The sequence below is a fragment of the Brevibacterium sp. BRM-1 genome, assembly GCF_026802075.1.
Taxonomy (GTDB): Bacteria; Actinomycetota; Actinomycetes; order Actinomycetales; family Brevibacteriaceae; genus Brevibacterium; species Brevibacterium rongguiense.
In genome coordinates this window covers 497,482-521,072 of the sequence record NZ_CP113788.1, presented here as the reverse complement: position 1 = coordinate 521,072, position 23,591 = coordinate 497,482, and the positions used below count along the sequence as shown (strand labels likewise).

General features: G+C 72.6%; 20 protein-coding genes, 1 tRNA gene and 1 other RNA gene. 9 read left to right on the top strand and 13 right to left on the bottom strand.

From position 1 onward, the window contains the following. Positions 1-14: 14 nt before the first annotated feature. Positions 15-1,199: a glycogen synthase gene (glgA, locus tag BRM1_RS02285; RefSeq protein WP_160952428.1), complete on the bottom strand. Its 1,185-nt coding sequence runs from the start codon at positions 1,197-1,199 to the stop codon at positions 15-17. Positions 1,200-1,292: 93 nt separating this feature from the next. Here glgA and glgC point away from each other — a divergent pair, with 93 nt between their 5' ends. Continuing rightward, on the top strand, positions 1,293-2,561 hold the full coding sequence (gene glgC / locus BRM1_RS02280) for a glucose-1-phosphate adenylyltransferase (protein WP_268527788.1): 1,269 nt from the start codon (positions 1,293-1,295) through the stop codon (positions 2,559-2,561). On the opposite strand, the gene BRM1_RS02275 is transcribed toward glgC, so the two are convergent. From BRM1_RS02275 to BRM1_RS02265, 3 genes are read right to left on the bottom strand one after another with little or no spacing between them, the layout of a single operon-like run. Beyond that, positions 2,524-5,748, bottom strand: coding sequence for a bifunctional [glutamine synthetase] adenylyltransferase/[glutamine synthetase]-adenylyl-L-tyrosine phosphorylase (locus BRM1_RS02275; RefSeq protein ID WP_268527787.1), 3,225 nt, complete (start codon positions 5,746-5,748; stop codon positions 2,524-2,526). The genes glgC and BRM1_RS02275 overlap by 38 nt on opposite strands. A 9-nt stretch (positions 5,749-5,757) precedes the next feature. Further along, positions 5,758-7,095, bottom strand: coding sequence for a type I glutamate--ammonia ligase (gene glnA, locus BRM1_RS02270; RefSeq protein ID WP_160952431.1), 1,338 nt, complete (start codon positions 7,093-7,095; stop codon positions 5,758-5,760). 8 nt (positions 7,096-7,103) lie between these two features. Next, a complete protein-coding gene (locus tag BRM1_RS02265; protein WP_160952432.1) occupies positions 7,104-7,304 on the bottom strand; it encodes a hypothetical protein in 201 nt (66 codons plus the stop codon). A gap of 300 nt (positions 7,305-7,604) precedes the next feature. Here BRM1_RS02265 and ald point away from each other — a divergent pair, with 300 nt between their 5' ends. Beyond that, entirely contained in the window at positions 7,605-8,720 is a 1,116-nt protein-coding gene (ald, locus tag BRM1_RS02260; protein ID WP_268527784.1) for an alanine dehydrogenase, read from the top strand. A 95-nt stretch (positions 8,721-8,815) separates the two neighbouring features. On the opposite strand, the gene BRM1_RS02255 is transcribed toward ald, so the two are convergent. Further along, positions 8,816-9,541, bottom strand: coding sequence for a FadR/GntR family transcriptional regulator (locus tag BRM1_RS02255; RefSeq protein ID WP_268527782.1), 726 nt, complete (start codon positions 9,539-9,541; stop codon positions 8,816-8,818). 85 nt (positions 9,542-9,626) lie between these two features. Between BRM1_RS02255 and map the strand changes: the two genes are divergently transcribed. Both map and ppgK read left to right on the top strand, forming a co-directional pair. Further along, on the top strand, positions 9,627-10,526 hold the full coding sequence (map, locus tag BRM1_RS02250; RefSeq protein WP_268527780.1) for a type I methionyl aminopeptidase: 900 nt from the start codon (positions 9,627-9,629) through the stop codon (positions 10,524-10,526). A 167-nt stretch (positions 10,527-10,693) separates the two neighbouring features. Continuing rightward, complete coding sequence (ppgK, locus tag BRM1_RS02245; RefSeq protein ID WP_160952436.1) at positions 10,694-11,521, top strand: polyphosphate--glucose phosphotransferase; 828 nt, start codon at positions 10,694-10,696, stop codon at positions 11,519-11,521. Here ppgK and rnpB read toward each other — a convergent pair. Beyond that, an RNA gene (rnpB, locus tag BRM1_RS02240) (RNase P RNA component class A) lies at positions 11,522-11,900 on the bottom strand. An 82-nt stretch (positions 11,901-11,982) separates the two neighbouring features. Here rnpB and BRM1_RS02235 point away from each other — a divergent pair. Continuing rightward, the gene (locus BRM1_RS02235) at positions 11,983-12,744 is read left to right on the top strand and encodes a YaaA family protein (RefSeq protein WP_160952437.1); all 762 of its coding nucleotides are present in this window, start codon (positions 11,983-11,985) and stop codon (positions 12,742-12,744) included. Between the two features lie 12 nt (positions 12,745-12,756). On the opposite strand, the gene BRM1_RS02230 is transcribed toward BRM1_RS02235, so the two are convergent. Both BRM1_RS02230 and BRM1_RS02225 read right to left on the bottom strand, forming a co-directional pair. Then, positions 12,757-13,482: a zinc ribbon domain-containing protein gene (locus tag BRM1_RS02230; protein ID WP_268527768.1), complete on the bottom strand. Its 726-nt coding sequence runs from the start codon at positions 13,480-13,482 to the stop codon at positions 12,757-12,759. A gap of 236 nt (positions 13,483-13,718) precedes the next feature. Beyond that, a complete protein-coding gene (locus BRM1_RS02225; protein WP_268527767.1) occupies positions 13,719-14,573 on the bottom strand; it encodes a Nif3-like dinuclear metal center hexameric protein in 855 nt (284 codons plus the stop codon). A gap of 48 nt (positions 14,574-14,621) precedes the next feature. On the opposite strand from BRM1_RS02225, the gene BRM1_RS02220 reads away from it, so the two are divergent. Further along, a complete protein-coding gene (locus BRM1_RS02220; RefSeq protein ID WP_268527766.1) occupies positions 14,622-16,133 on the top strand; it encodes a fatty acyl-CoA synthetase in 1,512 nt (503 codons plus the stop codon). A gap of 249 nt (positions 16,134-16,382) precedes the next feature. Here the strand turns inward: BRM1_RS02220 and BRM1_RS02215 are convergent, their stop codons facing one another. Both BRM1_RS02215 and BRM1_RS02210 read right to left on the bottom strand, forming a co-directional pair. Continuing rightward, entirely contained in the window at positions 16,383-16,802 is a 420-nt protein-coding gene (locus BRM1_RS02215) for an OsmC family protein (protein ID WP_268527763.1), read from the bottom strand. 19 nt (positions 16,803-16,821) lie between these two features. Further along, positions 16,822-18,096 (bottom strand): alpha-hydroxy acid oxidase, encoded by a 1,275-nt coding sequence (locus tag BRM1_RS02210; RefSeq protein ID WP_160952441.1) that lies wholly within the window; start codon positions 18,094-18,096, stop codon positions 16,822-16,824. Between the two features lie 345 nt (positions 18,097-18,441). Between BRM1_RS02210 and BRM1_RS02205 the strand changes: the two genes are divergently transcribed. The 3 genes from BRM1_RS02205 (at position 18,442) to BRM1_RS02195 (ending at position 21,857) form a co-directional block, all read left to right on the top strand. Continuing rightward, a complete protein-coding gene (locus BRM1_RS02205) occupies positions 18,442-18,801 on the top strand; it encodes a hypothetical protein (protein WP_268527760.1) in 360 nt (119 codons plus the stop codon). A 136-nt stretch (positions 18,802-18,937) separates the two neighbouring features. Next, positions 18,938-19,011: transfer RNA gene (locus BRM1_RS02200), tRNA-Val, on the top strand. Positions 19,012-19,106: 95 nt separating this feature from the next. After that, positions 19,107-21,857: an excinuclease ABC subunit UvrA gene (locus BRM1_RS02195; RefSeq protein ID WP_268527757.1), complete on the top strand. Its 2,751-nt coding sequence runs from the start codon at positions 19,107-19,109 to the stop codon at positions 21,855-21,857. Positions 21,858-21,929: 72 nt separating this feature from the next. Here the strand turns inward: BRM1_RS02195 and BRM1_RS02190 are convergent, their stop codons facing one another. The 3 genes from BRM1_RS02190 to BRM1_RS02180 form a co-directional block, all read right to left on the bottom strand. After that, positions 21,930-22,334 (bottom strand): DUF4186 domain-containing protein, encoded by a 405-nt coding sequence (locus BRM1_RS02190; protein WP_268527754.1) that lies wholly within the window; start codon positions 22,332-22,334, stop codon positions 21,930-21,932. Positions 22,335-22,451: 117 nt separating this feature from the next. After that, positions 22,452-22,889, bottom strand: coding sequence for a VOC family protein (locus tag BRM1_RS02185; RefSeq protein WP_268527751.1), 438 nt, complete (start codon positions 22,887-22,889; stop codon positions 22,452-22,454). A gap of 137 nt (positions 22,890-23,026) precedes the next feature. Next, entirely contained in the window at positions 23,027-23,524 is a 498-nt protein-coding gene (locus tag BRM1_RS02180) for a TetR family transcriptional regulator (protein ID WP_160952446.1), read from the bottom strand. Positions 23,525-23,591 lie beyond the last annotated feature (67 nt).

The following is a 23,591-nucleotide window of genomic DNA, read 5'->3' as shown; positions in this document are numbered from 1 at the left end:
CGCCGCGGCCGGGCTCAGGCGAGCAGGTCCTCGTACACCGCCACGGTGTCGCGGCCGATGCGGTCCCAGGAGAACTCCTCGCGGGCCCGCCGGCGGCCGGCCTCGCCCATCGCGGCCGCCCGCTGGGGGTCGGAGACCATCTCGGTGAGCGCGGCGGCCAGGTCGCGCACGAAGCCCTCGGGATCGAGTGGCGTGCCGGTGCCGTCCTCGGCCTGCGCGAGCGGCACGATGATCCCCGTCCGGCCGTCGGCGACGACCTCGGGGATGCCGCCCGTCCCGGTGCCGACGACGGGCGCCCCGCAGGCCATGGCCTCGAGGTTGACGATGCCCAGGGGCTCGTAGATGCTCGGGCACACGAATGTCGTGGCGTGGGTGAGGATCTGCGTGAGCTCGTTGCGCGGCAGGACGCGGTCGATGAGGACGACGCCGCTGCGCGTCTCCTGCAGCCCGGCGACCAGGCCCGCGACCTCGTCGGCGATCTCCTGGGTGTCCGGGGCGCCCGCGCACAGGATGAGCTGGACCTCCGGGGGCAGCAGCGCGGCGGCCCGCAGCAGGTACGGCAGTCCCTTCTGGCGGGTCACGCGCCCCACGAAGACGACCGAGGGGCGGTCGGGGTCGATGCCGTTGGCGTCGAGCGCGGCGGTGTCCTCGTTCGGCGCCCACTGCGCGGTGTCGATGCCGTTGTAGACCACGCGCACCTTCGCCGGATCGATCGTCGGGTAGGCGCGCAGGATGTCCCGGCGCATGCCCTCGGACACGGCGATGATGCCCGCGGCAGACTCGTAGGCGGTGCGCTCGGCCCAGGACGAGATCGCGTAGCCGCCGCCCAGCTGCTCGGCCTTCCACGGGCGCAGCGGCTCCAGCGAGTGGGCGGAGAGCACGTGCGGGATGTCGTACATGAGCGAGGCGAGGTGGCCGGCGGTGTTCGCGTACCAGGTGTGGGAGTGGACGAGGTCCGCGCCCTCGATGTCGGCGAGCATCGACAGGTCGACGCCCAGCGTGCGGATCGCGGCGTTCTGGCCGGTCAGCGCCTCGAGCTCGGGGTAGCCGCGCGCATAGGGGATGTCACGCGGGGCGCCGAACGCGCGCACGCGCACGTCGATGAGCTCGGAGAGGACGCGGCTGAGCTCGGCGACGTGGACGCCGGCCCCCCCGTAGACCTCGGGCGGGAATTCCTTCGTGATGATGTCTGTGCGCACGCCCCCATCCAACCACAGGAGCGCTGGGCACAGGGCGCCTTCCATGCAATAGGCTGAAGGCCCACAGCCGATCACAGCGTTAGGCGGTCTCCGATGGCGGATCCCAAGGTCCTGGCAATCGTCCTTGCCGGCGGCGAGGGCAAGCGGCTGCAGCCGCTCACCGCCGACCGCGCCAAGCCCGCCGTGCCCTTCGGCGGGTCGTACCGCCTCATCGACTTCGTGCTGTCGAACCTCGTGAATTCGGGTCAGCGCGAGATCGTCGTGCTCACCCAGTACAAGTCCCACTCGCTGGACCGCCACATCTCCGAGACGTGGCGGTTCTCCAATCTGCTCGGCAGCTACGTCGCCTCCGTGCCCGCCCAGCAGCGCGTGGGCAAGCGGTGGTTCCAGGGCAGCGCCGACGCGATCTACCAGAGCCCCAACCTCATCTCCGATGCGAAGCCCGACATCGTCGCGGTGCTCGGCGCCGACCACGTCTACCGGATGGACTTCCGGCAGATGATCGACGCCCACATCGAATCGGGCCTGCAGGCCACGGTGGCAGGCGTCCGGCAGCCGCTCGACCAGTCCGACCAGTTCGGCGTCATCGAGACCGATCCGGACAATCCCGCGAAGATCCGCGAGTTCGTCGAGAAGCCGGCGACGACTCCGGGCCTGGCCGACAGCCCCGGCGAGTTCCTCGCCTCGATGGGCAACTACGTCTTCGACGCCAAGGCGCTCGTCGATGCCGTGGTGGCCGACTCGAAGGACGATGCGAGCCGCCATGACATGGGCGGGGACATCATCCCGGCCTTCACCTCGGCGGGCGAGGCGGGCGTGTACGACTTCGCGTACAACGTCATCCCCGGTGCCAATGACGAGGACCGCGCCTACTGGCGCGATGTGGGCACGCTCGACGCGTTCTACGACGCCCACCAGGACCTCATCGCCCCGGTCCCCGCGTTCGACCTCTACAACCAGCGCTGGCCCATCTACACGCGCCAGACGGTGCTGCCCCCGGCGAAGTTCGTCCACGACGTCGACCACCACCCGGGCCGGGCGGTCGACTCGATCGTCTCCCCCGGTGTCGTCGTCTCCGGCGGCTACGTGGAGGGCTCCGTCGTCTCGCACGGCACGCAGGTGGACTCGCTGGCCGCCGTGTCCTCCTCCGTGCTCATGGACGGGGTGCGCATCCAGCGCGGTGCGCGGGTCCACCGGGCGATCCTCGACAAGAACGTCGTCGTGCCCGCCGGTGAGACCGTGGGCATCTTCCCCGAACTCGATGCGCGCCGCGGCTTCACCGTCACGGAATCCGGCCTGACCGTCGTGCCGAAGAACGTCGTCGTCAACGACGACCCGCGCGACGATCTTCCGCGCTGGTGAACCCCTCCTCCTCGTCGAAGTCGAAGAACAGCCGCTCGACCACGCGGCGCGCGCGCCGCGTGGCCGCCAGATAGGCCTCGGACAGCGCCTGCGCGCCGCCCGTGCCGTAGCCCATGAGGCGGGCGGTGGCCTCGAGCTCGGAGCGGTCGGCCGGCAGGCTGTCCGCGGTCCGGCCGCGGAAGAGCATGACGGCCGAGCGGACCTCCGTGGCCATCGTCCACGCCGCCTCGAGGACGCGCGCGTCGGCTGGGTCCACGAGCTCGGCCTCGACGGCGGCGTGCAGGGCGCCCAGCGTCGACGTCGTCCGCAGGGCGGGGTGGTCGTGGGCGTGGCGAAGCTGGAGCAGCTGCACCGTCCACTCGACGTCGCTGAGCCCGCCCACGCCCAGCTTGAGGTGCAGGCGGGGATCCGCTCCGCGCGGCAGCCGCTCGCCCTCCATGCGCGCCTTGAGCCGGCGCATCTGCATGAGCGAGGACTCCGGTACCCGCTGGGGATAGCGCAGCCCGTCGATGAGGTCCACGTAGTCCTCGCACAGCGCGGCGTCGCCGCCCACGGGCCGGGCCCGCAGCAGCGCCTGGGCCTCCCACGGCTCGGACCACTTCGCGTAGTACGCGCGATAGGACTCGAGGCTGCGCACGAGCGGGCCCGAGCGGCCCTCCGGGCGCAGGTCCGCGTCGAGCTCGATGATGGGCGCCGACAGCGTCCTGCCCAGCCGGGAGGTCAGCGCGAGAGCCACCTTCTTCACGTGGGCGGCAAGGCCCTCCGGCGCGCCGTCGCCCGCCCGGTAGGCGAACATGACGTCGGCATCGGAGAAGTAGCCGATCTCCGCCCCGCCCAGGCGGCCCATGGCGATGACCGCGAACTCGTAGTCGCCGATCCCCGCCTGCGGGTCGAGCTCCGCGCGCACGGCCTGGACCGCGGCGTGGATGCAGGCGTCCATCGCCGCGGACAGGCGGGCGGCGACCTCGGCGGGGCCATCGGCATCGAGGATGTCGGCCAGCGCGGTGCGCAGCAGCTCGCGGCCCCACACCCCGCGGATGCCCGCGATCGCATCGCCCCGTCCCCGCCCGGCGAGCTCGGCGAGTTCGCCGGCCAGTTCCTCACCGGAGCGCGCGGCCAGCTGCGCGGGGTCGTCGAGCCAGGCCGCGGCGGCGGGATTGACGAGCAGCAGCTCGGTGGCGAAGCGCGAGAGCGAGAGCACATGGGCCAGGGACTTCGCGGCGCTGCCGGAGTCGCGCAGCAGGCGCAGGAACCAGGCGCTGCCGGCCAGGTCCTCGCTCAGCCGCCGGAAGGCCAGCAGCGCGGCGTCCGGGTCCACCCCGGAGGAGAACCAGTCGAGCAGGGCCGGCAGCGCCTGCCGGATGACGTTCGAGGGCCGGGAGACGCCCGAGGTCAGCGCACGGATGTGCTTCATCGCCGATTTCGTGTCCCGGTAGCCGAACGCGGAGAGGCGCTCGCGGGCCGCGGCGTCGCTGAGACCCGCGAGGTGGGGCTCGCCCGCGGCCGCTTCGAGGATGGGGCGGTAGAAGATCTGCTCGTGGAGGGCCCGCACCCGGTGCGCCAGGCGCTCGCGCTCGGCCAGCAGGCGCTCGGCCGAGCGGTCACCGGAGCCGTAGACGGTGCGCGCGAGGAGGCGCAGCTTCGCCTCGTCGGAGGGCAGCAGCGCGGTGCGCTGCATGCGCGGCATCTGCAGCCGGTGCTCGACGACGCGCATGAACCGGTAGGCATCGCCCAGCAGCCCCGCGTCCTCGCGGGACATGTAGCCCCGCTCCCCCAGCACCGCGACGGCGGAGAGCGTGGCCGGCACGCGGATCTCCTCGTCATCGGCGCCGTGGACCAACTGGAGGAGCTGGGCGGAGAACTCGACATCGCGCAGGCCGCCGGCGCCCAGTTTGAGCTGCCGGTCGGCCTCCGCGGACGGCAGCAGGTCGACGACGCGCCGGCGCATCGCGCGGACGCCGTCGATGAACCCCTCGCGGCCGGAGGCGGTCCAGACCAGGGGCGAGAGCTCGGCCGCCCAGCGGCGCCCCAGCTCGGCCGCGCCGGCGATGGGGCGGGCCTTGAGCAGGGCCTGGAACTCCCAGTTGTGGGCGACCTCCCGGTAGTAGTGGGAGAACTCGCCCAGGGTGCGCACGAGCGGGCCGGCCTTGCCCTCCGGGCGCAGAGCCGCGTCGAGCTCCCACAGGGCGGGCTCCGCGGCGTGGCCGGAGACGGCCTCGGCGGTGCGCACGGCCAGGCGCGCGGCGATCTGGGCACGGTCCTCGGAGCTCTCAGCCTCGTGCGACCCGCCGTCCCCCGCCACGTCGTCCGCGCCGTCGGCCTCGCCCGCCGCTGCGTCCTGCGCGCGGTCGCCTTCCTGGTCGCCTGAGTCACCCGGGGAGGACGCACCGTCCGCGCTGTCCGGCTCGGGCGCATCGGGGTCCTGAGCGTCGTCCGCGACGGGCTCCCAGCAGTAGACGACGTCGACGTCGCTCACGTAGTTCAGCTCCCGCGCCCCGCACTTGCCCATCCCGATGATGGCGAGGTCGACGCCCGCGGCGCCGGGCACCTCGGCGCGCGCGACGGCGAGTCCCGCCTCCACGGCGGCGGCGGCCAGGTCGGAGAGGATGCGGGAGACCTCGGCGACGCAGGCCTGGGGGTCCGGCGCAGTGAGGTCGTCGGCGGCGAGCATGATGAGGCGATCGCGGTAGGCCGCGCGCAGGGCGGCCACGCCCTCCTCGCCCGCCAGCTGCGCCACCGGGCGGGGGGAATCGGGGTCGGCGCCCACAGCCTCGAGCAGCGCCGCCCGCAGCACCGGCGCCGCGGAGCGCTCATGGCCGAGCATGAGGTCGCCGGCCGGCTCCGCGAGCAGGCCGGCGGCGCGGGGGTGGCGCGCCAGGTGATCGGTGCACGCCTCCGAGGCGCCCGCGAGCGCCGCGAAGCGCGCCAGCGGGGCCGCGGAGGTGAAGGCGGGCGCGGCCTCGGCCACGGCGTCGGCGGCCTGGGCGGCCTCGGCCACGCGCAGCGCGCCCAGCGCCACGGCCCCGGGATCCGGTGCCGCGCTCACGAGGGCCCGGAAGTCATCGCCCTCGAGCGCGGGGGCGTCCAGCAGCTGCGCGGCCTCGCCCAGGAACCGGTCGATGCGCTCGCTCTGCCCGCCGGCGCGCTGGGAGCGGGCGGGGTCGCCGCCGCGCCATGTCACCGCCATCGCCGGCCCCTACAGCGAGTTGAAGTGGCGGGCGAGCTCGAAGGGAGTCACCTGCGAGCGGTACTCGGTCCACTCCTCGAGCTTGTTGCGCAGGAAGAAGTCGAAGACCTCCTCGCCCAGCGTCTCGGCGACGAGCTCGCTGGCCTCCATCGCGTCGATCGCCTCGGCGAGGCTGGCGGGCAGCGCCTTGATTCCCATGGCGCGCCGCTCGTGGTCGGACAGCTGCCAGACGTCGTCCTCCGCCTCGAGCGGCAGGTCGTACTCCTCCTCGATGCCCTTGAGGCCGGCGGCGAGGATGAGCGAGTAGGCGAGGTACGGGTTCGCGCTCGAGTCCATGCCCCGGTACTCGATGCGCGCGGAGGATGACTTGCCGGACTTGTACTGCGGAACGCGCACGAGCGCCGAGCGGTTGCGATGCCCCCAGCAGATGTAGCTGGGCGCCTCATGCCCGGTCCACAGCCGCTTGTAGGAGTTCACGTACTGGTTGGTGACCGCGCAGATCTCCGGCGCGTGCTTGAGCAGGCCGGCAACGAAGCGGCGGCCCGTCGTGGAGAGCTGGTACTCCGCCCCGGGCTCGTAGAACGCGTTCTGATCGCCTTCGAACAGGGAGACGTGCGTGTGCATCCCGTTGCCCGGCTGGTCGGCCAGCGGCTTGGGCATGAAGGAGGCGTAGACGCCCTGGGCGTGGGCGACCTCCCGGACCACCGCGCGGAACGTCAGGACGTTGTCCGCCATGGACAGGGCGTCCGCGTAGCGCAGGTCGATCTCGTTCTGCCCGGGTCCGCCCTCGTGGTGGGAGAACTCGACGGAGATGCCCATCGCCTCAAGGGTCTGCACGGCGGTGCGGCGGAAGTCGTTGGCGGTGCCGCCGTTGACGTGGTCGAAGTAGCCGGCGGTGTCGACGGGGACCGGAAGCTCGCCGTTCAGCTGCCCGGACTTGAAGAGGTAGAACTCGATCTCCGGGTGCACGTAGTAGGTGAAGCCGGCCTTCGAGGCCTTCTCCATGGTGCGCTTGAGGACGTTGCGGGGGTCCGCGGCGGCGGGGCCGCCGTCGGGCGAGTCGATGTCGCAGATCATCCGGCCGGTGGGCTCCACCTCACCGCGCCAGGGCAGCAGGGAGAAGGTCGAGGGGTCCGGCTTGAGGACCATGTCCGCCTCGAAGATGCGCGAGAAGCCCTCGACGGCCGAGCCGTCGAACCCGATGCCCTCGCCGAACGCGCCCTCGAGCTCCGCGGGCACGATCGCCACCGACTTGAGTCGGCCGAGCACATCGGAGAACCACAGCCGGATGAACCGGACATCGCGATCCTCGACGGTGCGCAGCACGAACTCCTGCTGCCGACTCATGGACGCCATCAGCCGTTCCAGTCCTTGTCCTCGGCGTCCCATGCCTGGTTGCGCTGCTTGGCCTCGGCCAGCGCGTTCTGGGCCTGCTCCCGGGTGTCGTACGGGCCCATGCGGTCCTCGAAGCTCGACTGGGCGCCCTGCTCCACCTCGTGGGTGCGGGCGTTGTACCAGTACTTCTCGTCGCCGGGGACGCTCTGATCGGTGCTCACGGTGGCTCTCCTTCGCAGGTGGCTGGGCTGGGCGCGGCGCCCGTGCCGCGCGCCTCCCAGCTTAGCGGGTGGCCCCGCCCGCCGTGCCCGCCGCCGAGGCGCGGGCCGCCTCGGGTGCGGGAGTGCGGCCCAGGCCGGTGCGGGTCGGAACCGGAGCCGACGCGGCCGCGGGGCGAAGTGGCGCAGAAGGTCTGCCTGGCATACCTTTGGGGTGGACACGCACAACCACTCCGCGCGCCGACGGCGGCGCGCCCGCACCGCGCAGCGCCGCGCGGCCCGCTTCGTCGAAGGGCTCATCCCATGAAGGTCGCAGTTCCCACTGAGGTCAAGAACAACGAGAACCGGGTGGCGATCACGCCGGCCGGCGTGCACGAGCTCACCGCCCACGGCCACGAGGTCCTCGTCCAGGCCGGCGCGGGACTCGGCTCCACCTTCACCGATGCCGAGTACGAGGCGGCCGGCGCGACCATCGTGCCGGACGCCGCGGCCGCCTGGGAGCCCGCGGACATGGTCCTCAAGGTCAAGGAGCCCGTGGAATCCGAGTACGGGTTCCTCCGCGAGGACCTCATCCTCTTCACCTACCTCCACCTCGCCGCCGACGAGCCGCTCACCCAGGCGCTGCGGGAGGCCAAGACCACCGCGATCGCGTACGAGACCGTCCAGCTGCCCGACGGCTCGCTGCCGCTGCTCGCCCCGATGTCGGAGGTCGCCGGCCGCCTGTCCGCCCAGGTGGGGGCCAACAGCCTGCTCAAGGCCGAGGGCGGGCGCGGGGTGCTGCTGTCCGGTGTGACCGGTGTCCAGCGCTCGAAGGTCACCGTCATCGGCGCTGGGGTGGCCGGGACGAACGCCGCGCGCATCGCCATGGGCCTGGGCGCGATCGTCGAGCTCATCGACATCAACATCCCGCGCCTGCGCCACCTCGACGAGGTCTTCGGCAACAGCCTGCAGACCACGGTGTCGAACGCCTTCGAGATCGCGCGTGCACTGCGCGAGTCCGACCTCGTCATCGGCTCCGTGCTCATCCCGGGCCACCGCGCTCCCAAGCTCGTCACGGACGCCATGGTGGCGGACATGCCCAAGGGCTCCGTGCTCGTCGACATCGCGATCGACCAGGGCGGCTGCTTCGAGGGCTCCCGGCCCACCACCCACGACGACCCGACGTTCCGCGTGCACGACTCGCTGTACTACTGCGTGGCGAACATGCCCGGCGCGGTGCCGACCACCTCGACGAAGGCGCTGACGAACGCCACCCTGCGCTACGCGGTGTCGATCGCGGACAAGGGGTGGCGCGAGGCGCTGCGCGCCGATCCCGCCCTCGCCAAGGGGCTCAACACCTACGGCGGCGAGGTGACCAACGCCTCGGTGGCCGAGGCCTTCGACCTGCCGACGACCGCGGTGTCCGAGGCCCTCGCCTGAGCGAGTAGCCCCTCTCCCCTCACGGTGTGCGCTGCCGTCGGGCCCAGGCCCGGCGGCAGCGGTCTGTCTGGTGCGACCCCGGCGGCAGCGCTGCGTCAGCCTGCGGCGCCGGAACCGCCCGGCGCGGTGAGCATCGTGGTCGTGCGGAAGTGCTCCTCGCACAGGCTGCCCGCGCGCTCGGCATCGCCGGCGGCGACCGCCTCCACGATGCCCGCGTGGTCGAGGGCCGCGCGGCGGGCCAGCTCCGCGGAGAACGGATCGTGCCGGAAGCCCGTGTTGATCCGCAGATCGAGGCCGCCGGCGATGGCCGCGAGCTCCTCGTTGTGCGCCGCGCGCGCCAGCGCCGCGTGGAAGCGCGCGTCGGCAGCCCTGGCCGGTCCGGCCTCGTGCTGGGCGGCGTAGTCGGCGGCCAGGCGGCGGACCAAGGCGAGCTCCTCGTCCGTGCGCCGCTGGGCCGCGAGACGGGCGATGCCGTTCTGCACGAGGGCGCGGGCCTCGAGCGCACCCCGCTGGCCGTGGCGGAAGCTCTCGAGGCGGTCGGCCACGCCGCGCAGCCCCGCCGGGGAGACCAGGGCGATGAACGTCCCTCCCCCGCGCCCGCGCCGGCGGTCGACGAAGCCGCCGCGCTGGAGGCGGTCGAGCGCCGCGCGCACACTCGAGCGCGAGACGCCCAGGGCCGCGGCCAGCTCCCGCTCGGGCGGCAGCGCGGTGCCCTCGGGCAGCGCGCCCACCGCGATGGCGGAGAGGATGTGGTCGGCGATCTGCTGGGGGGTCGACTGGGTCGCGACGATCTCGCCCAGCCCGTTCAGCCCGTCATCCACGTCCTCACCTCCCCCAATGCCCATCCTACGGTGGGCGGGGGCACCACCCGCCGGCGCCGCGGTCCCATCAGTAGACTTGCCCATCATGACCGCACACGCGCCGCTCGGCACCCTGCGCAAGGGCACCCTGTCCCCCGTCCGCCCCGTCCCCGCCAGCATCGCCCGGCCCGAGTACGTGGGCCGGGCCGAGCCGAACGAGGGCGGCGGCAGCGACCTCTACACGCCCGAGGAGATCGAGCGGATCCGTGCGGCGGGAACCCTGGCGGCGAATGCGCTGGCAGTGGCCGGCGCGCTCATCGCTCCGGGAGCAACGACCGATGCGCTCGACGCGGCTGCGCACGAATACCTGTGCGACATGGGCGCCTACCCGTCCTGCCTCGACTACCGCGGCTTCCCCAAGTCGATCTGCACCTCGGTCAACGAGGTCATCTGCCATGGGATCCCGGATTCCACCGTGCTGGCCGAGGGCGACATCGTCAATCTCGACATCACCGCCTACAAGGACGGGATGCACGGGGACACGAACTTCACGTTCGAGGTGGGCGAGGTCGACGGCGAATCGCACGACCTCATCGTGCGCACCTACGAGGCGATGATGCGCGGCATCAAGGCTGTGCGCCCCGGCAGGGAGGTCAACGTCATCGGCCGCGTCATCGAGAAGTACGCCAAGCGCTTCGGCTACGGCGTCGTGCGCGACTTCACGGGCCACGGGGTGGGCCGGGAGTTCCACTCCGGCCTCGTCATCCCCCACTACGACGCCGCACCCCAGCACGCCGAGGTCATCGAGCCGGGCATGGTGTTCACGATCGAGCCCATGCTCGACCTGGGCACCGAGGACTGGGAGCAGTGGGACGACGGCTGGACCGTGGTGACCGCGGACCGGAAGCGCTCCGCGCAGTTCGAGCACACGCTGGTCGCCACCGAGGACGGGGCGGAGATCCTCACCCTGCCCGATGCCGAGCACGCGGCGGCCCTCACCCTCTGAGCCGCATCTGAGCCGCGCACCGGGGAGCACCCGCCGGTGCGCGGTATCCCGTGCCGGTTCGCAGTATCTTTGGAGACAGACCGCCGCGGCACGGCATGCGTCGCGGCGCACACAGCCCCCGACAGCCTCTGCGCCTCCGCCCCGGAGCCAGACACGGAAAGGCAGCCATGAGTTCGAAGACGCACACCAGCTGGGCAATCGGCATCGACATCGGCGGCACCGGCATCAAGGTCGGCCTCGTCGACACCGCCACCGGAAGCCTGCCATTCAAGCGGGTGCGCGTGCTCACGCCCAAGCCCGCGACGCCGGAGGCCGTCATCTCCGAGGTGGCCGGCGCCGTCGACCAACTGCTGGAGAAGGCCGTGCGCAAGGCCGCCATCGGCCACGCGGACGAGGTCGCCGACGTGCCGCTGGGCGTCGCGTTCCCGGGCGTCATCAAGGACGACACTGTCTCGTTCTGCCCGAATCTCGACCAGAGCTGGCTGGGCGAGAGCCTGGGCGCCGCGATCCAGGAGCGCACCGGGCGGGTCTGCTACAGCCTCAACGATGCCGATGCCGCGGGCTTCGCGGAGATGGCGTTCGGCGCCGGCCGCGATTGGCGCCACGGCGTCGTCCTCGTCACGACGCTCGGCACGGGGATCGGCACCGCGCTGTTCACCAGCGGCCACCTCGTGCCCTATACCGAACTGGGCCACCTCGAGATCGACGGGCACGATGCGGAGACGCGGGCCGCGGAGTCGGTGAAGGTGCGCGAGGGCCTGGACTACCCGACGTGGGCCGCGCGCCTGCAGCGCTATTACGAGGAGCTCGAGAAGCTCTTCACCCCGGACGTGTTCATCGTGGGCGGCGGCGTGTCGAAGAGCCATGAGGAGTTCCTGCCGCTGCTGCGCCTGCACACCCCCATCGTGCCCGCGCACCTGCTCAACGATGCGGGCGTCGTGGGCGCCGCGGCGCTCGCGGCCAACGCCGGCAAGGCGAAGGTGAAGAAGAAGTAGGGGGACAGGCCGCCGATACGCCGGGTTCTGTGGCGCCTGCGCCCTTGCGGGTGCGGACGCGACGGTCATCTATCTAGGAGCGCCGTTGCCGGCGCCCTCGAGCGATCCACCCGACGGCTTGGGCGAGCAGCCCTCAAGCACCGTCTGTCTGATCTTGCTCCCGGTGGGGTTTGCCGAGCGATTCCGGTCACCCGGAACCCTGGTGGTCTCTTACACCGCCGTTTCACCCTTACCCGCCCGGTTGCCCGGGCGGGCGGTCTGTTCTCTGTGGCACTGTCCCGCGGGTTGCCCCGGGTGGGTGTTGCCCACCACCGTGCTCTGCGGAGCCCGGACGTTCCTCGGCGGCTCATGGAGCCGACGCGACCGTCTGGCGACCTGTCCCCCTCCATCGTAGCCGCCCGCCGGGAGCGAACTCCCCCGCCCTCACTGCAGACTTCCCCGGCCTCACTACAGTGGGTGCCGTGATCATCCTGCTCCCGCCCTCCGAGGGCAAGACACCCGCGCGCTCCGGGCGCCCCCTGGACCTCGAGGCGCTGAGCTTCGCGCAGCTGGCGCCCGAGCGCGCCCAGGTGCTCACCGCCCTCGCCGAGGCCTCGGCGGCCCCCGATGCGCTCCTCACCCTGGGCGTGGGCCCCAGTCTGGCCGCCGACGTCGAGCGCAACACCCACCTGCGCACCGAGCACGCCGCCCCCGCGATCCAGACCTATACGGGCGTGCTCTACGGCGCGCTGGGCGCCGCCGACCTCGATGCGCGGGCCCGGCGCCGGCTGAGCGGGGTCTACGTGTCCTCCGCGCTGTTCGGCATCGTGGGCGCCCGTGACCGGATCCCGGCCTACCGGCTGGCGATGAAGACCTCGCTGCCGCCGCTCGGCGGGCTCGCCGCCTGGTGGCGGCCGCGCCTGGCACCGGTCCTCGACGACGCATTCGCCGGCCAGCTCATCCTCGACTGCCGCTCCGCGGAGTACCGCCGGGCCTGGCCGGGGCCACCGGAGGCCGTCGTCACGGTCGAGGCCGTCACGGAGACCGGCGGCAAGCGCAAGGTGATCTCGCACAACGCGAAGCACGCCCGCGGCGCGCTCGCGGGCCACCTGCTGCGCCGGGCCGGCCGGATGCCGGCCACGCTCGAGGCCCTCGAGTCCGCCGCCGCTGAGGCGTTCCGCGTGGAGCTGCGCCCGCCCGTCGGCGCGCAGCCGGCGGTCCTCACGCTCGTCGTCGAGGGCTGAGGGCCGCGCCGCTCACGGCTTGACGAGCGGGACCTCGCACTCCTCGCACACGAACGTCTGGCCGCCGGGCGCCTCGGCGACGGCCGCCGCGGTGCGCCCGCTGAACGCCGTGCCGCAGGCGCCGCACGCGCCGGCGGAGATGAGCGCCGCGCCCACCCCGCCCTGCGCGGCATTCCCCTCGATCTGGGCACGAAACTCCACCGGGATGAGCGACGCCTGCGCCTCGAGCTGGGCGCTGAGGTCCGCGCGCTCGGCGTCCAGTCGCTCGGCGGTCTCCTTGCGCTCGGCCTGCAGCCTGCCGCCCTGCGCGGCCAGCTCCTGGGCCCTGGCGCGCAGCGTGGCGAGGCGCTCCTGCGTCTTCTCCAGCGCCTCGATCGCAGCCAGCTCGCCCTCCTCGGACTCCCCGAGCAGCCCCTGGGAGGTCGCGATGTCGCCCTGGAGCGCCACGAGGTCCTTCGACGTCAGTCCCTCGCCGGCCTGCAGCTTTGCGTCCATCGCCTCGATCTGGCCGCGGCGCTTGGCGACCTCGGCTTCGCGCTCGGCCAGCTCCTGCTGGCGCTCGGCCTCGCGGGCCTCCCCCGCGGCGATCGTCTGAGCGGTGTCCTTGTGCTCGGCCGCGACGGCGCGCAGGCGCTCGAGCAGGTCCGCTTGCTGTGCCTCGTGGCGGTTGCGCCGCAGCCGGCCGGCGATGTCGATCCACGCAGCGACCGCTCCAGCGGCTTGAGAATCGAGCTTCATGGGCGACCTCCGTCGATCGTGGGTAGAGAGTGAGACGCGGGTCCGGTGTAGGACACGGGCACTGGGCTGGACACGGGCATTGGGCTCAACGCGGGTGCGGGGCTGAACGCGGGTGCGGGACTGGGCAAGGGGCGGGTCTGCGGCGCAGCCGGGCCGCGCGCAGGCGCCGGGGAAAACGCGGGCGCCCGGACGGGGGCGGTCCGGTGCCGCGGCGCGGCGGCAACGCGGGCGGCCACCTAGGCGAACCCCGGCTGCCCGATGCACAGGTCCCAGGGATCCGAGCGCACGGCGGAGAGCTCGATGCGCACGGCGAAGCCGTCCCCGGCCAGCGCGTCGGCCAGCTGCGCGGCCGCCCGGGGCAGCCACAGCGCCTCGGCGGCCCAGTGGGAGATGTCGATGAGGTGCGGGGTGCCGGCGCCCCGGTGGGCGGTGTCGCGGGCCTCGGAGGCCGGGTGATGGCGCAGGTCGGAGGTGATGTAGACGTCGCTGCCGGCCGCGCGCACCTCGTCGAAGAGCGAATCGCCGGACCCGCCGAGCACGGCGGCCGTCTCGACGCGGGCCTCCGGGTCGCCGGCGACGCGCACGCCGGTGGCCGTGGGCGCCAGTGCTTCGGCCAGCGCCTCGGCGAGCTGCCTGACGCTCAGGGGCTCCGGGAGCGCGCCTGCCCTGCCGATGCCCACGCCGTCCGGGGCGCCGGCGGTGGGCGCGAGGGGCCGCCGCTCGCGCAGCCCGATGGCGTCAGCGAGGACATCGGAGACCCCGCCCACTGCGGAGTCCGCGTTCGTGTGCGCGTTGAAGGCGGCGATGCCCGCCTCGATGAGCTCGGCGACCTGGCCGCCCTTGAGCGTGTCCGCCGCCACCGAGGTCACGCCGCGCAGCAGCAGCGGATGGTGGGTGAAGAGGAAGTCCGCGCCTCCCTCACGGGCCTCGGCGATGACGGCATCGACCGGATCGAGGGCGCACAGGATGGCCTCCACCGGCGCCTCGGGGCGCCCGACGGCAAGGCCGACGGAATCCCACGGCTCGGCCCAGGCGGTCGGCCAGAGCCGCTGGCAGGCGGTGACGACATCGCGAACGCGGGGCGAATCCATATGTCAAACCTAATACACGCCCGGGTGCGCGGAGGCTAGATTTGCGCCATGACGATCACCCCCATGCGCTCCTCGACCATCTCCGACGTGATCCGCCGCTCCGCGCGCCGCTTCCGCACGGACACCGCCCTGCGCTTCGCCGACCGCACGTGGTCCTACGAGCAGCTCGATGCGGCCGTCACCGCGCTCGCCCGCGAGATGCTGGCCCGCGGGCTGGGGCCGGGAGACCGCGTGGCCGCCTACGGCAAGAACTCGGACCTCTACGCGCTCGCGTTCCTGGCCACGGTGCGCGCCGGCCTCATCCACGTGCCGGTGAACTACCAGCTCACGGGCGACGAGCTCGACTACATCCTCGACAACTCCGGAGCGCAGACCGTCATCGCGGATGCGGACTTCCTGGGCGCCGTGCGCGCCACGCAGCGCGGCCGCGAGGCGCAGCTGCTGAGCTTCGAGGACCTGCTGCCGATCGTCTCCGCCCAGGACATCGAGCCCGCGGGCGACGACGAGTTCCCGGTGGCTGACACGGACGTTGCGCAGTTGCTCTACACCTCGGGCACCACCTCGGCCCCCAAGGGCGCGATCATGACCCACCGCGCACTCGTCCACGAGTACCTCAGCGCGCTCGCGATCCTCGACTTCACCTCCGAGGACCGCCAGATCCACGCGCTGCCGCTCTACCACTCCGCCCAGATGCACGTCTTCCTGCTGCCCGGGCTCATGGTGGGCTCGGAGAACATCATCGTGCCCGCGCCCGTCCCCGGTGAGCTGCTGGCCGCGTTCGCCGCCGAGCGCATCAACACGTTCTTCGCCGCGCCCACCGTGTGGGTGGCACTGGCCAACCACCCGGACTTCGACTCGTTCGACCTCTCCAGCCTGCGCAAGGCCTACTACGGGGCCTCGATCATGCCGGGGCCGGTGCTCGCCAGGCTGCAGGAGAAGCTGCCGGGCCTGGGCTTCTACAACTGCTTCGGGCAGTCGGAGCTGGGCCCGCTGTGCACCGTGCTGCGACCCGAGGAGCACGCCGATCACCCCGGTTCTGCCGGCCGGGCGGCGCTGTTCGTGGAGACGAAGGTCGTCGACGCCGAGGGGCAGACGGTCGGCACCGGGGAGCAGGGCGAGATCCTCTACCGCTCCCCGCAGCTGTGCGAGGGGTACTGGAACAAGCCGGAGGCCACGGCCGAGGCATTCACCGGCGGCTGGTTCCATTCCGGCGACCTGGTCCGCCAGGATGCCGACGGCTTCGTCGAGGTCGTCGACCGCGTCAAGGACGTCATCAACACCGGCGGTGTGCTCGTGGCCGGGCGGCAGGTCGAGGACGCCATCTTCGAACTCGACGAGGTCGCAGAGGTCGCCGTCGTCGGCCGGCCCGATGAGAAGTGGATCGAGGCCGTCACCGCCTACGTGGTGCGCAAGGGCGAGCTCACCGAGGAGCGCGTCATCGCGCACGTGAAGTCCCGGCTGGCCGGCTTCAAGGTGCCCAAGTCCGTGCGCTTCGTCGACGCGCTGCCCAAGAACTCCTCGGGCAAGATCCTCAAGCGCACGCTGCGCGACGACGACTGACCGACGCACAACGGCCGGGGCACGTCGTCGGTCGGTGCACGTCGTCGGTCGGTGCACGTCGTCGGCCGGCCGCAGGCGGCCGGGAGCCGCCGCATGACGGCGACTCCCGGCCCCGTGCTCACGCCGGCGCCGGGGTACAGCACACCGCGCCCGAGGCGCGGGCCGGGCGGTGCTCGGCCCGCACCTCGGGCGCGGTGACGGTGGTGGCAATGGCGAACGCGGCCGGGCGGAATGCGCCGCCCGTGGCGCTCAGATCGCCTGGCCGGCCGCCTCGACCACCGGTGTCCCCTGGCCGCGCAGCAGCTTGGAGACCGGGCAGCGGGCGTGGCCGGCCCGGGCCGCCTCGAGCGTTCGCTGCGCGTCCAGGCCCGGGATGTCCACCCGCGCGCGCGGCTCGAACGCGTACTCCCCGTCCCGGCTCAGCAGCGCGACCTCCACGCTGACCTGCGGCGGGTGCGCGGCCGCGTCGATGCCCAGGCGCCCCAGAGCCACCTCGACGGAGGCGGACAGGCAGGTGGCCCAGGACATCGCGAGGAACTGCTCCGGGTTCGTCCCGGCCTCCGGGTGCTGGGGCGGGCCCGTCGTCACGCTGGGCCCGTCGCTCAGGCTCACGGTGCCGTGGGTGCCGCCCGTGTTGTGCGCCGTCGTCGCGTAGATCCGCTCGCCCATGGGCCGCCCCTCCCCCGGCTCAGCGCTTGGCGGCGGCGCGGTTGCGGGCGGCGTCGACCTCGTCGGCGATGCGCGGGCGCAGGTCGTCGAGCTGCGTGACGTGCTTGGGCTCGAGCTCCTCGAGCGAGGAGACGCCCAGCAGCTTCATGACGCGCGTGACCTCGCTCGTGAGGATCGCGAGCATCCGGTTGACGCCCATCTCACCACCGGCCATGAGGCCGTAGAGGTAGGCGCGGCCCACCTGCGTATATCGGGCGCCGTGGGCGATCGCCGCGACGACGTCGGCTCCGGACATGATGCCCGTGTCGACGTGGACCTCGAGGTCCTTGCCGACTTCGCGTACGACCTCGGGCAGCAGGCGGAACGGGACGGGGGCGCGGTCGAGCTGGCGGCCGCCGTGGTTGGACAGCTGGATGCCGTCCACCCCGAAGTCCGCGAGCTTCTTGGCGTCCTCGACGTTCTGCACGCCCTTGACGACGACGGTGCCGCCCCACAGGTCGCGGATCTCGGCAAGGTCGTCGTAGGTGATGGACGGGTCGAACATCGTGTCGAGCAGCTCGCCCACCGTGCCGTTCCAGTTGCGGATCGCGGCGAACTCGAGCGGCTCGGTGGTGAGGAAGTTGATCCACCACTCGGGGCGCGGGGCTGCGTCGATCATCGTCTTGAGCGTCAGCTGGGGCGGGAAGGACATCCCGTTGCGCTTGTCGCGGTGGCGGGCGCCGGCCACCGGCGTGTCGACCGTGACGAGGAGGGTGTCGAAGCCCTGGGCCTTGGCCCGCTCGACGAGCTCATAGGAGCGGTGGCGCTCCTTCATCATGTAGAGCTGGAACCACAGCCGCGCATCGGGGGCGGCCTTGCGCACCTCCTCGGGGCTCGTGGTGCCCAGGGTGGACAGCGCGAAGGGCACGCCGTAGTTCTGCGCGGCGCGGGCACCGGCGCGCTCGCCTGCGGCGTGCATGAGGCGGGTGAAGCCGGTGGGCGCGATGCCCACCGGGAACTCGACGCGCTTGCCCAGCACGTCCCAGCCCGTGTCCACGTTCGTGACGTCGTGGAGGATGCTCGGGTGGAACTCCACGTCGCGGAAGGCGCTGATGGCCCGCTGCAGGCCCACCTCGTTCTCCGCCGCGCCGAACGTGTACTCGAAGGGGCCCTTGGGGGTGCGGCGCTTGGCGATCTTGCGCAGGTCCCAGACCGTCTGCGCCTTCTCCAGGCGGGCGATCTTGGGGTTCTTGAACGGGTTCTCGAACTTCATGACCGACTTGAGGTATTCGAGGTCCGGGATCTGGTGCTCCATGGCGGCTCCTTCTGTGCGGCGTCCTGCGGACTGGGTGGCGCTGCCGGCGGCGCGTCCCGCATGGGGCCGCAACCGCACAGCCTCGCTCTTAGGCAAGCCTATCTGGTTGGACCGCGGGTGCGAGGTGCGGGGGCGGTCACTCTGGCGCAGGGCGGCGGGCCACCATGGACCATGGATGGCGGGGGTGTGCGCGCTCATGCGCGGCGATGACCCGCGCGGCGGGGTGCGCCCGCGCGGCGCGGCCGCACCCCGCCGGGGCCCGTGCACCGGTTGTCGGGCCCCCGGTCGCCCAGTAGTCTGCCAGCAGCGCGCCGCGATGGGCCGCGCCCAAGGGAAGGCGGCCGCATGAGTGCCTCACTGCTCCACCTCATCATCCTGGTGATCGTCGTTGTCGTGTTCCTCGTCATCGCCGGTGGGATCACCCTCATCATCGTGCTGGTCACTCGCAGCAACAAGAAGCAGACGGCGCAGCGGCCGCAGGGGCCACAGCCCGGCCAGCCCGGCCAATACGGGCAGCCCGGCATGAACCAGGGGCCGGCACATCCCGGCCAGCCGGCCTACGGCCCGCCCGGCCAGCAGAGCCAGGCGCCCCAGTACGGTCAGCCGCAGCAGGGCGGCGCCGTGCCGCCGCAGGGCTCGCAGGGGCAGCGGCCGCCGCAGGGCGGGCAGCCGCCGCAGTATGGCTCCGGGCAGTCGCCAAGCTGAGGCCAGCTCGAATCAGAGCCGACCCACGGTCAGCGGTTCCCAGCGACCGCGCCGAACACGGCTCGCCTGGGCCGCTGCGCACCGCGCCTGTGGCATACTCGGAACTCGTCGCCGGCCTGGCCGGATGACGCAAGTGGGGCCTATAGCTCAGTTGGCTAGAGCATCTCGTTTACACCGAGAGGGTCGGGGGTTCGAGTCCCTCTGGGCCCACCCCACCTGCCCTTCGGCGATGTTTTCCCGATCGCCGCCGTAACGGCAGTGCGACCAAGGCCCGATGCCCTCCCCCACTGGGTAGCCTGGGCCACATGTCAGCTGACTCCGGTCCCGCCTCCGCGTCCATCGCCCCGCCCGCCATCCAGCCCGACGTCCGCGTGCGCGGCGCCCGCGAGCACAACCTGCGCGATATCGACCTCACGATTCCCCGCGACGCCATGGTCGTCTTCACCGGCGTCTCCGGTTCCGGCAAGTCCTCGCTGGCCTTCGGGACGCTGTTCGCGGAGTCGCAAAGGCGCTACCTCGAGTCGGTGGCGCCCTATGCGCGCCGCCTCATCGACCAGGCCGGTGTGCCGGACTTCGACTCCCTCACCGGCATGCCGCCTGCGGTCGCGCTCCAACAGCAGCGCGGCGGCCGCAGTGCCCGCTCCTCGGTGGGCAGCATCACGACCCTGTCGAGCCTCGTGCGCATGCTCTACTCCCGCGCCGGGGACTACCCGCCGGAGCAGCCCATGCTCTACGCGGAGGACTTCTCCCCCAACACCGTCGAGGGGGCGTGCCCGGAGTGCCACGGCATCGGCCGGGTCTACGAGGTCACCGAGGAGCGCATGGTGCCCGACCCCTCCCTGACGATCCGCGAGCGCGCGATCGCCGCCTGGCCCACGGCGTGGCACGGCCACCAGCTGCGCGACGTGCTCGTGGCCCTGGGCTACGACGTGGATGTGCCCTGGCGCGACCTGCCGCAGAAGCAGCGGGACTGGATCCTCTACACGGAGGAGACGCCGAACGTGGGCGTCTATTCGCGCCTGTCGCTGCCGGAGGCGCAGGCCGCCGCCGAGGCGGGGGACGAGTACAGCTATCACGGCACGTTCGTGGGTGCGCGCAAGTACGTGCTCGACACGTTCGCAAACTCCAAGAGCGCCGGCATGAAGCGCCGGGCCGCCGAGTTCCTCAGCTCCGCGCCGTGCCCGGCCTGCCACGGCAAGCGGCTCAAGCCCGAGGCCCTCTCCGTCACCGTCGACGGCCTCGACATCGCCGATTTCTCCGCCCTGCCGCTGTGGGAGCTCACCGAGCGCCTGACCGCACTCGCCCAGGCCCCCGAATCTGCGGACCTCGACGGCGCGGTGTCCGAGGACGCGGGCCAGGGGACGACGGCCAGTGGCGAATCGGCGAGCACTGGCGCGGACGCCGGGCTCGATGCCGAGGCGCGGCGGGCCGCCGTCGAGCGGCGCGTTGCCGCCGGTGGATCGGCTCACGCGGCCGCCCCAGACGTGCGCCGCACGGGCAACCAGTCGGCGGAGAAGCGGGCCGCGGCCGCGCGATTGGGCGCGGAGCTGGTCAACCGACTGCGCCCCATCATCGACCTGGGGCTGGGCTACCTCTCGCTGGGCCGCACGACCCCCACGCTCTCCGGGGGCGAACTCCAGCGCCTGCGCCTGGCCACCCAGCTGACCTCCGACCTGTTCGGGGTGGCGTACGTCCTCGACGAGCCGTCCGCGGGGCTGCATCCCAAGGACGTCGCGGCGCTGCTGGGCATCCTCAGCGGCCTCAAGAGCGGGGGGAACAGCCTCTTCGTCGTCGAGCACTCCGTGGAGGTCATGCGCGAGGCCGACTGGCTCGTCGACATCGGCCCCGGTGCCGGTGAGCACGGCGGACGGGTCGTCTACAGCGGTCCCACCGCGGGGCTCGCGAACGCAGCGGACTCGCAGACCCGCGGCTATCTGTTCGGCGGGAGCGGGCTGGCCCCGCACACGCCGCGCACGCCCTCCGACTGGCTGCGCCTGTCGCACGTCGCCCGCAACAACCTGCGCGACGTCTCCGTCGACTTCCCCCTGGGTGCGCTCACGGCGGTCACGGGCGTATCCGGCTCCGGCAAGTCGAGCCTCGTGAGCCAGGTGCTGCCCGCCGTCGTGGGCGAGCGGCTAGGCCGCCCGACCGGCGCCGAGGACGAACAGCCGGAAGGCGATGAGCTGCTGCTGTCGGAGGGGCCCGGACAGCTCGACGGCACGATCTCGGGTGCGCTCAGCGGCGTGCACCGGGTGGTGAGCATCGATCAGCGGCCCATCGGCCGCACCCCGCGCTCGAACGTGGCGACGTACACGGGTCTGTTCGACCACGTGCGCCGGCGCTTCGCCCAGACACCCGAGGCGCGCTCCCGCGGCTACAAGCCCGGTCGCTTCTCGTTCAATGTGTCCGGCGGCCGCTGCCCCACCTGCGAGGGCGAGGGCCAGGTCATGGTCGAGCTGCTGTTCCTGCCCTCCGTCTTCACCCCGTGCCCGGACTGCCACGGCACGCGCTACCGGGCCAGCACGCTGGAGATCACGTGGCGCGGCGCGACGATCGCGCAGGTGCTCGACATGAGCGTTGAGGCGGGCCTCGAGTTCTTCGAGGGCGAGTACGACATCATGCGCTCGCTCACCGCACTCCACGATGTGGGCCTGGGCTACCTGCGCCTGGGCCAGCCGGCCACGGAGCTCTCCGGCGGTGAGGCGCAGCGCGTGAAGCTCGCCAGCGAGCTCCAGCGCGCGCAGCGCGGCGACACGCTATACCTGCTCGACGAGCCCACCTCCGGCCTGCACTGCGCGGACGCGGACCGGCTCGTCAACCACCTGCAGACGCTCGTCGATGCGGGCAACACCGTCATCATGGTGGAGCTCGACATGCGCGTCATTACCGCCGCCGACTACGTCATCGACCTGGGGCCCGGTGCCGGTGACGAAGGCGGCAGGATCGTGGCGGCGGGCACCCCCGCACAGGTCGCCGAGGCGCCGGACAGCACCTCGGCGCCCTACCTCGCCACCGCCCTGCGCGAGGCGGATGCCCACGGGGCCGAGCGCGAATAGCCGCGCAGGCAGCGCGGGCGAGGCCGGCCGGCACCGGGGCGTGCGCACCCCTCCCGGCGCGGCGCCCCGGGCTCAGAACAGCGCCGACTGGTGATCCGCACCGGGAGCGCCCCCTGCGACCGCGGCCTGACGCTCGATCCAGCGGCAGAGCAGGTCGACGATGTACGCCTGCTGGTCCTGCGTGAGCGGCTGGCCGCGCGCGAAACCGTGATTGCGCTCCAGGCACGTCCGGCAGCACGTCGCCGTGGCGTGCTGGCCGCGGAAGACGGGGTGACCGCCCCACGGGGTCTGCTGGCCGTCCTTCGCCGGCCGGGCCGGGGCCAGCCGGGAGCCGATGAAGTCCTGAGCGTGGCACCGGACCGTGGCCATGCCGCGCGAGCGCACGTACTCCTGCTCGCCGCCGCGCAGGTGGAAGCGCGCGCGAAACGAGCTGCGCGCCAGGCGCAGCAGAACAGCATCGAGTGCGAGGGTGTCCATGGTGCGGCCACCGTAACCCGGGCCACTGACATGGGCGGCTTCGTCGAACGGGGCCAGGGGCGCCGCGCCCCAGGAGACTCTGACTTGAGCGCTATCAGTCAAGGTCCCCGATCCCGCTCACCCAATCGACTCGGCCAGTCCCAGCAGGATGCCCTCGGGACCGCGGATGTAGCACAGGCGGTAGACGCCCCTGTAGTCGACGACCTCGGTGCTGACGAGCTCGGCGCCGAGCGCCCGCGCCCGGTCGAGTACCGTATCGAGGTCGTCGACGTTGAACATGACGCGCAGGTAGCCCAGCGCGTTGACCGGCGCGCGGCGGTGGTCGGCCGCGGGGGCGGGCTCGCGGAAGCGCGAGAGCTCGAGCCTGCCGTGCCCGTCGGGGGTGCGCACGGTGGCGATGTCGACGCGCTGCCCGGGCAGCCCCGTCACGCGGCCGGCCCAATCACCATCAACGGATGCTCGGCCCTCGCACTCGAGACCCAGCACCACGAAGAACTCGATCGCCGCATCGAGGTCCTCGACCACGATGCCCACATTGTCCAGCCGCACGCCCATGCCGACAGGCTAACGCCCGCCGGTGCCGTCGCCGCGGCCTCGCTCGGCCCTGTGCCGATCCGCCGGGGTGGCGCCCCGGCCAGGGGCGGCCGCACCGCGCGCGAGGTGTTCGCTGGGCCCGTCGGCGCGGTCGGTGCTCAGGGCAGCAGGGCCCGTGCGACGGAGGACAGCGCGGCGGCAAACCGCTCCCCCGCGCCCGCATCGGCGACGCCCAGCAGCTGCCGGTTCTGCTCGATCTGCACGTGGCCCAGTACGAACGACAGCAGGGCCTCCTGCGCGGCCGGGTCCGGCACCGCCTCCTCGAGGCGCTCCGGCACGGTCGATTCGGCGTCGAGGGAGTAGGCGAGGAGGAAGATCTCCGCCCCGTCGCGGTGGCGTAGCAGCACATCGCGCAGCGCGGTGGCGACCACGACCGCGCTCGCCGCGGTGCCGCGGGGCAGGCGCGCATCGACCTCGGCGGACAACCTCCGGCTGACGAGGACGAAGACCTCCTGTTTGTTCTTCACGTGCCAGTACAGCGCGGAGGGTTGGACATCGAGGTCGCGGGCGAGCCTGCGCATCGACAGATCCCCCATGCCGAAGTCCGCGAGGATCGCGAGCGCGGCGTCGGCGATCGAGTCGGTGGTCAGCGGCATGGGCGGGGCCTTTGATCGTGGTGGACGGGCGAGAAGAGCCTACCGGGGCGCGGCCGCGACCGGGCGC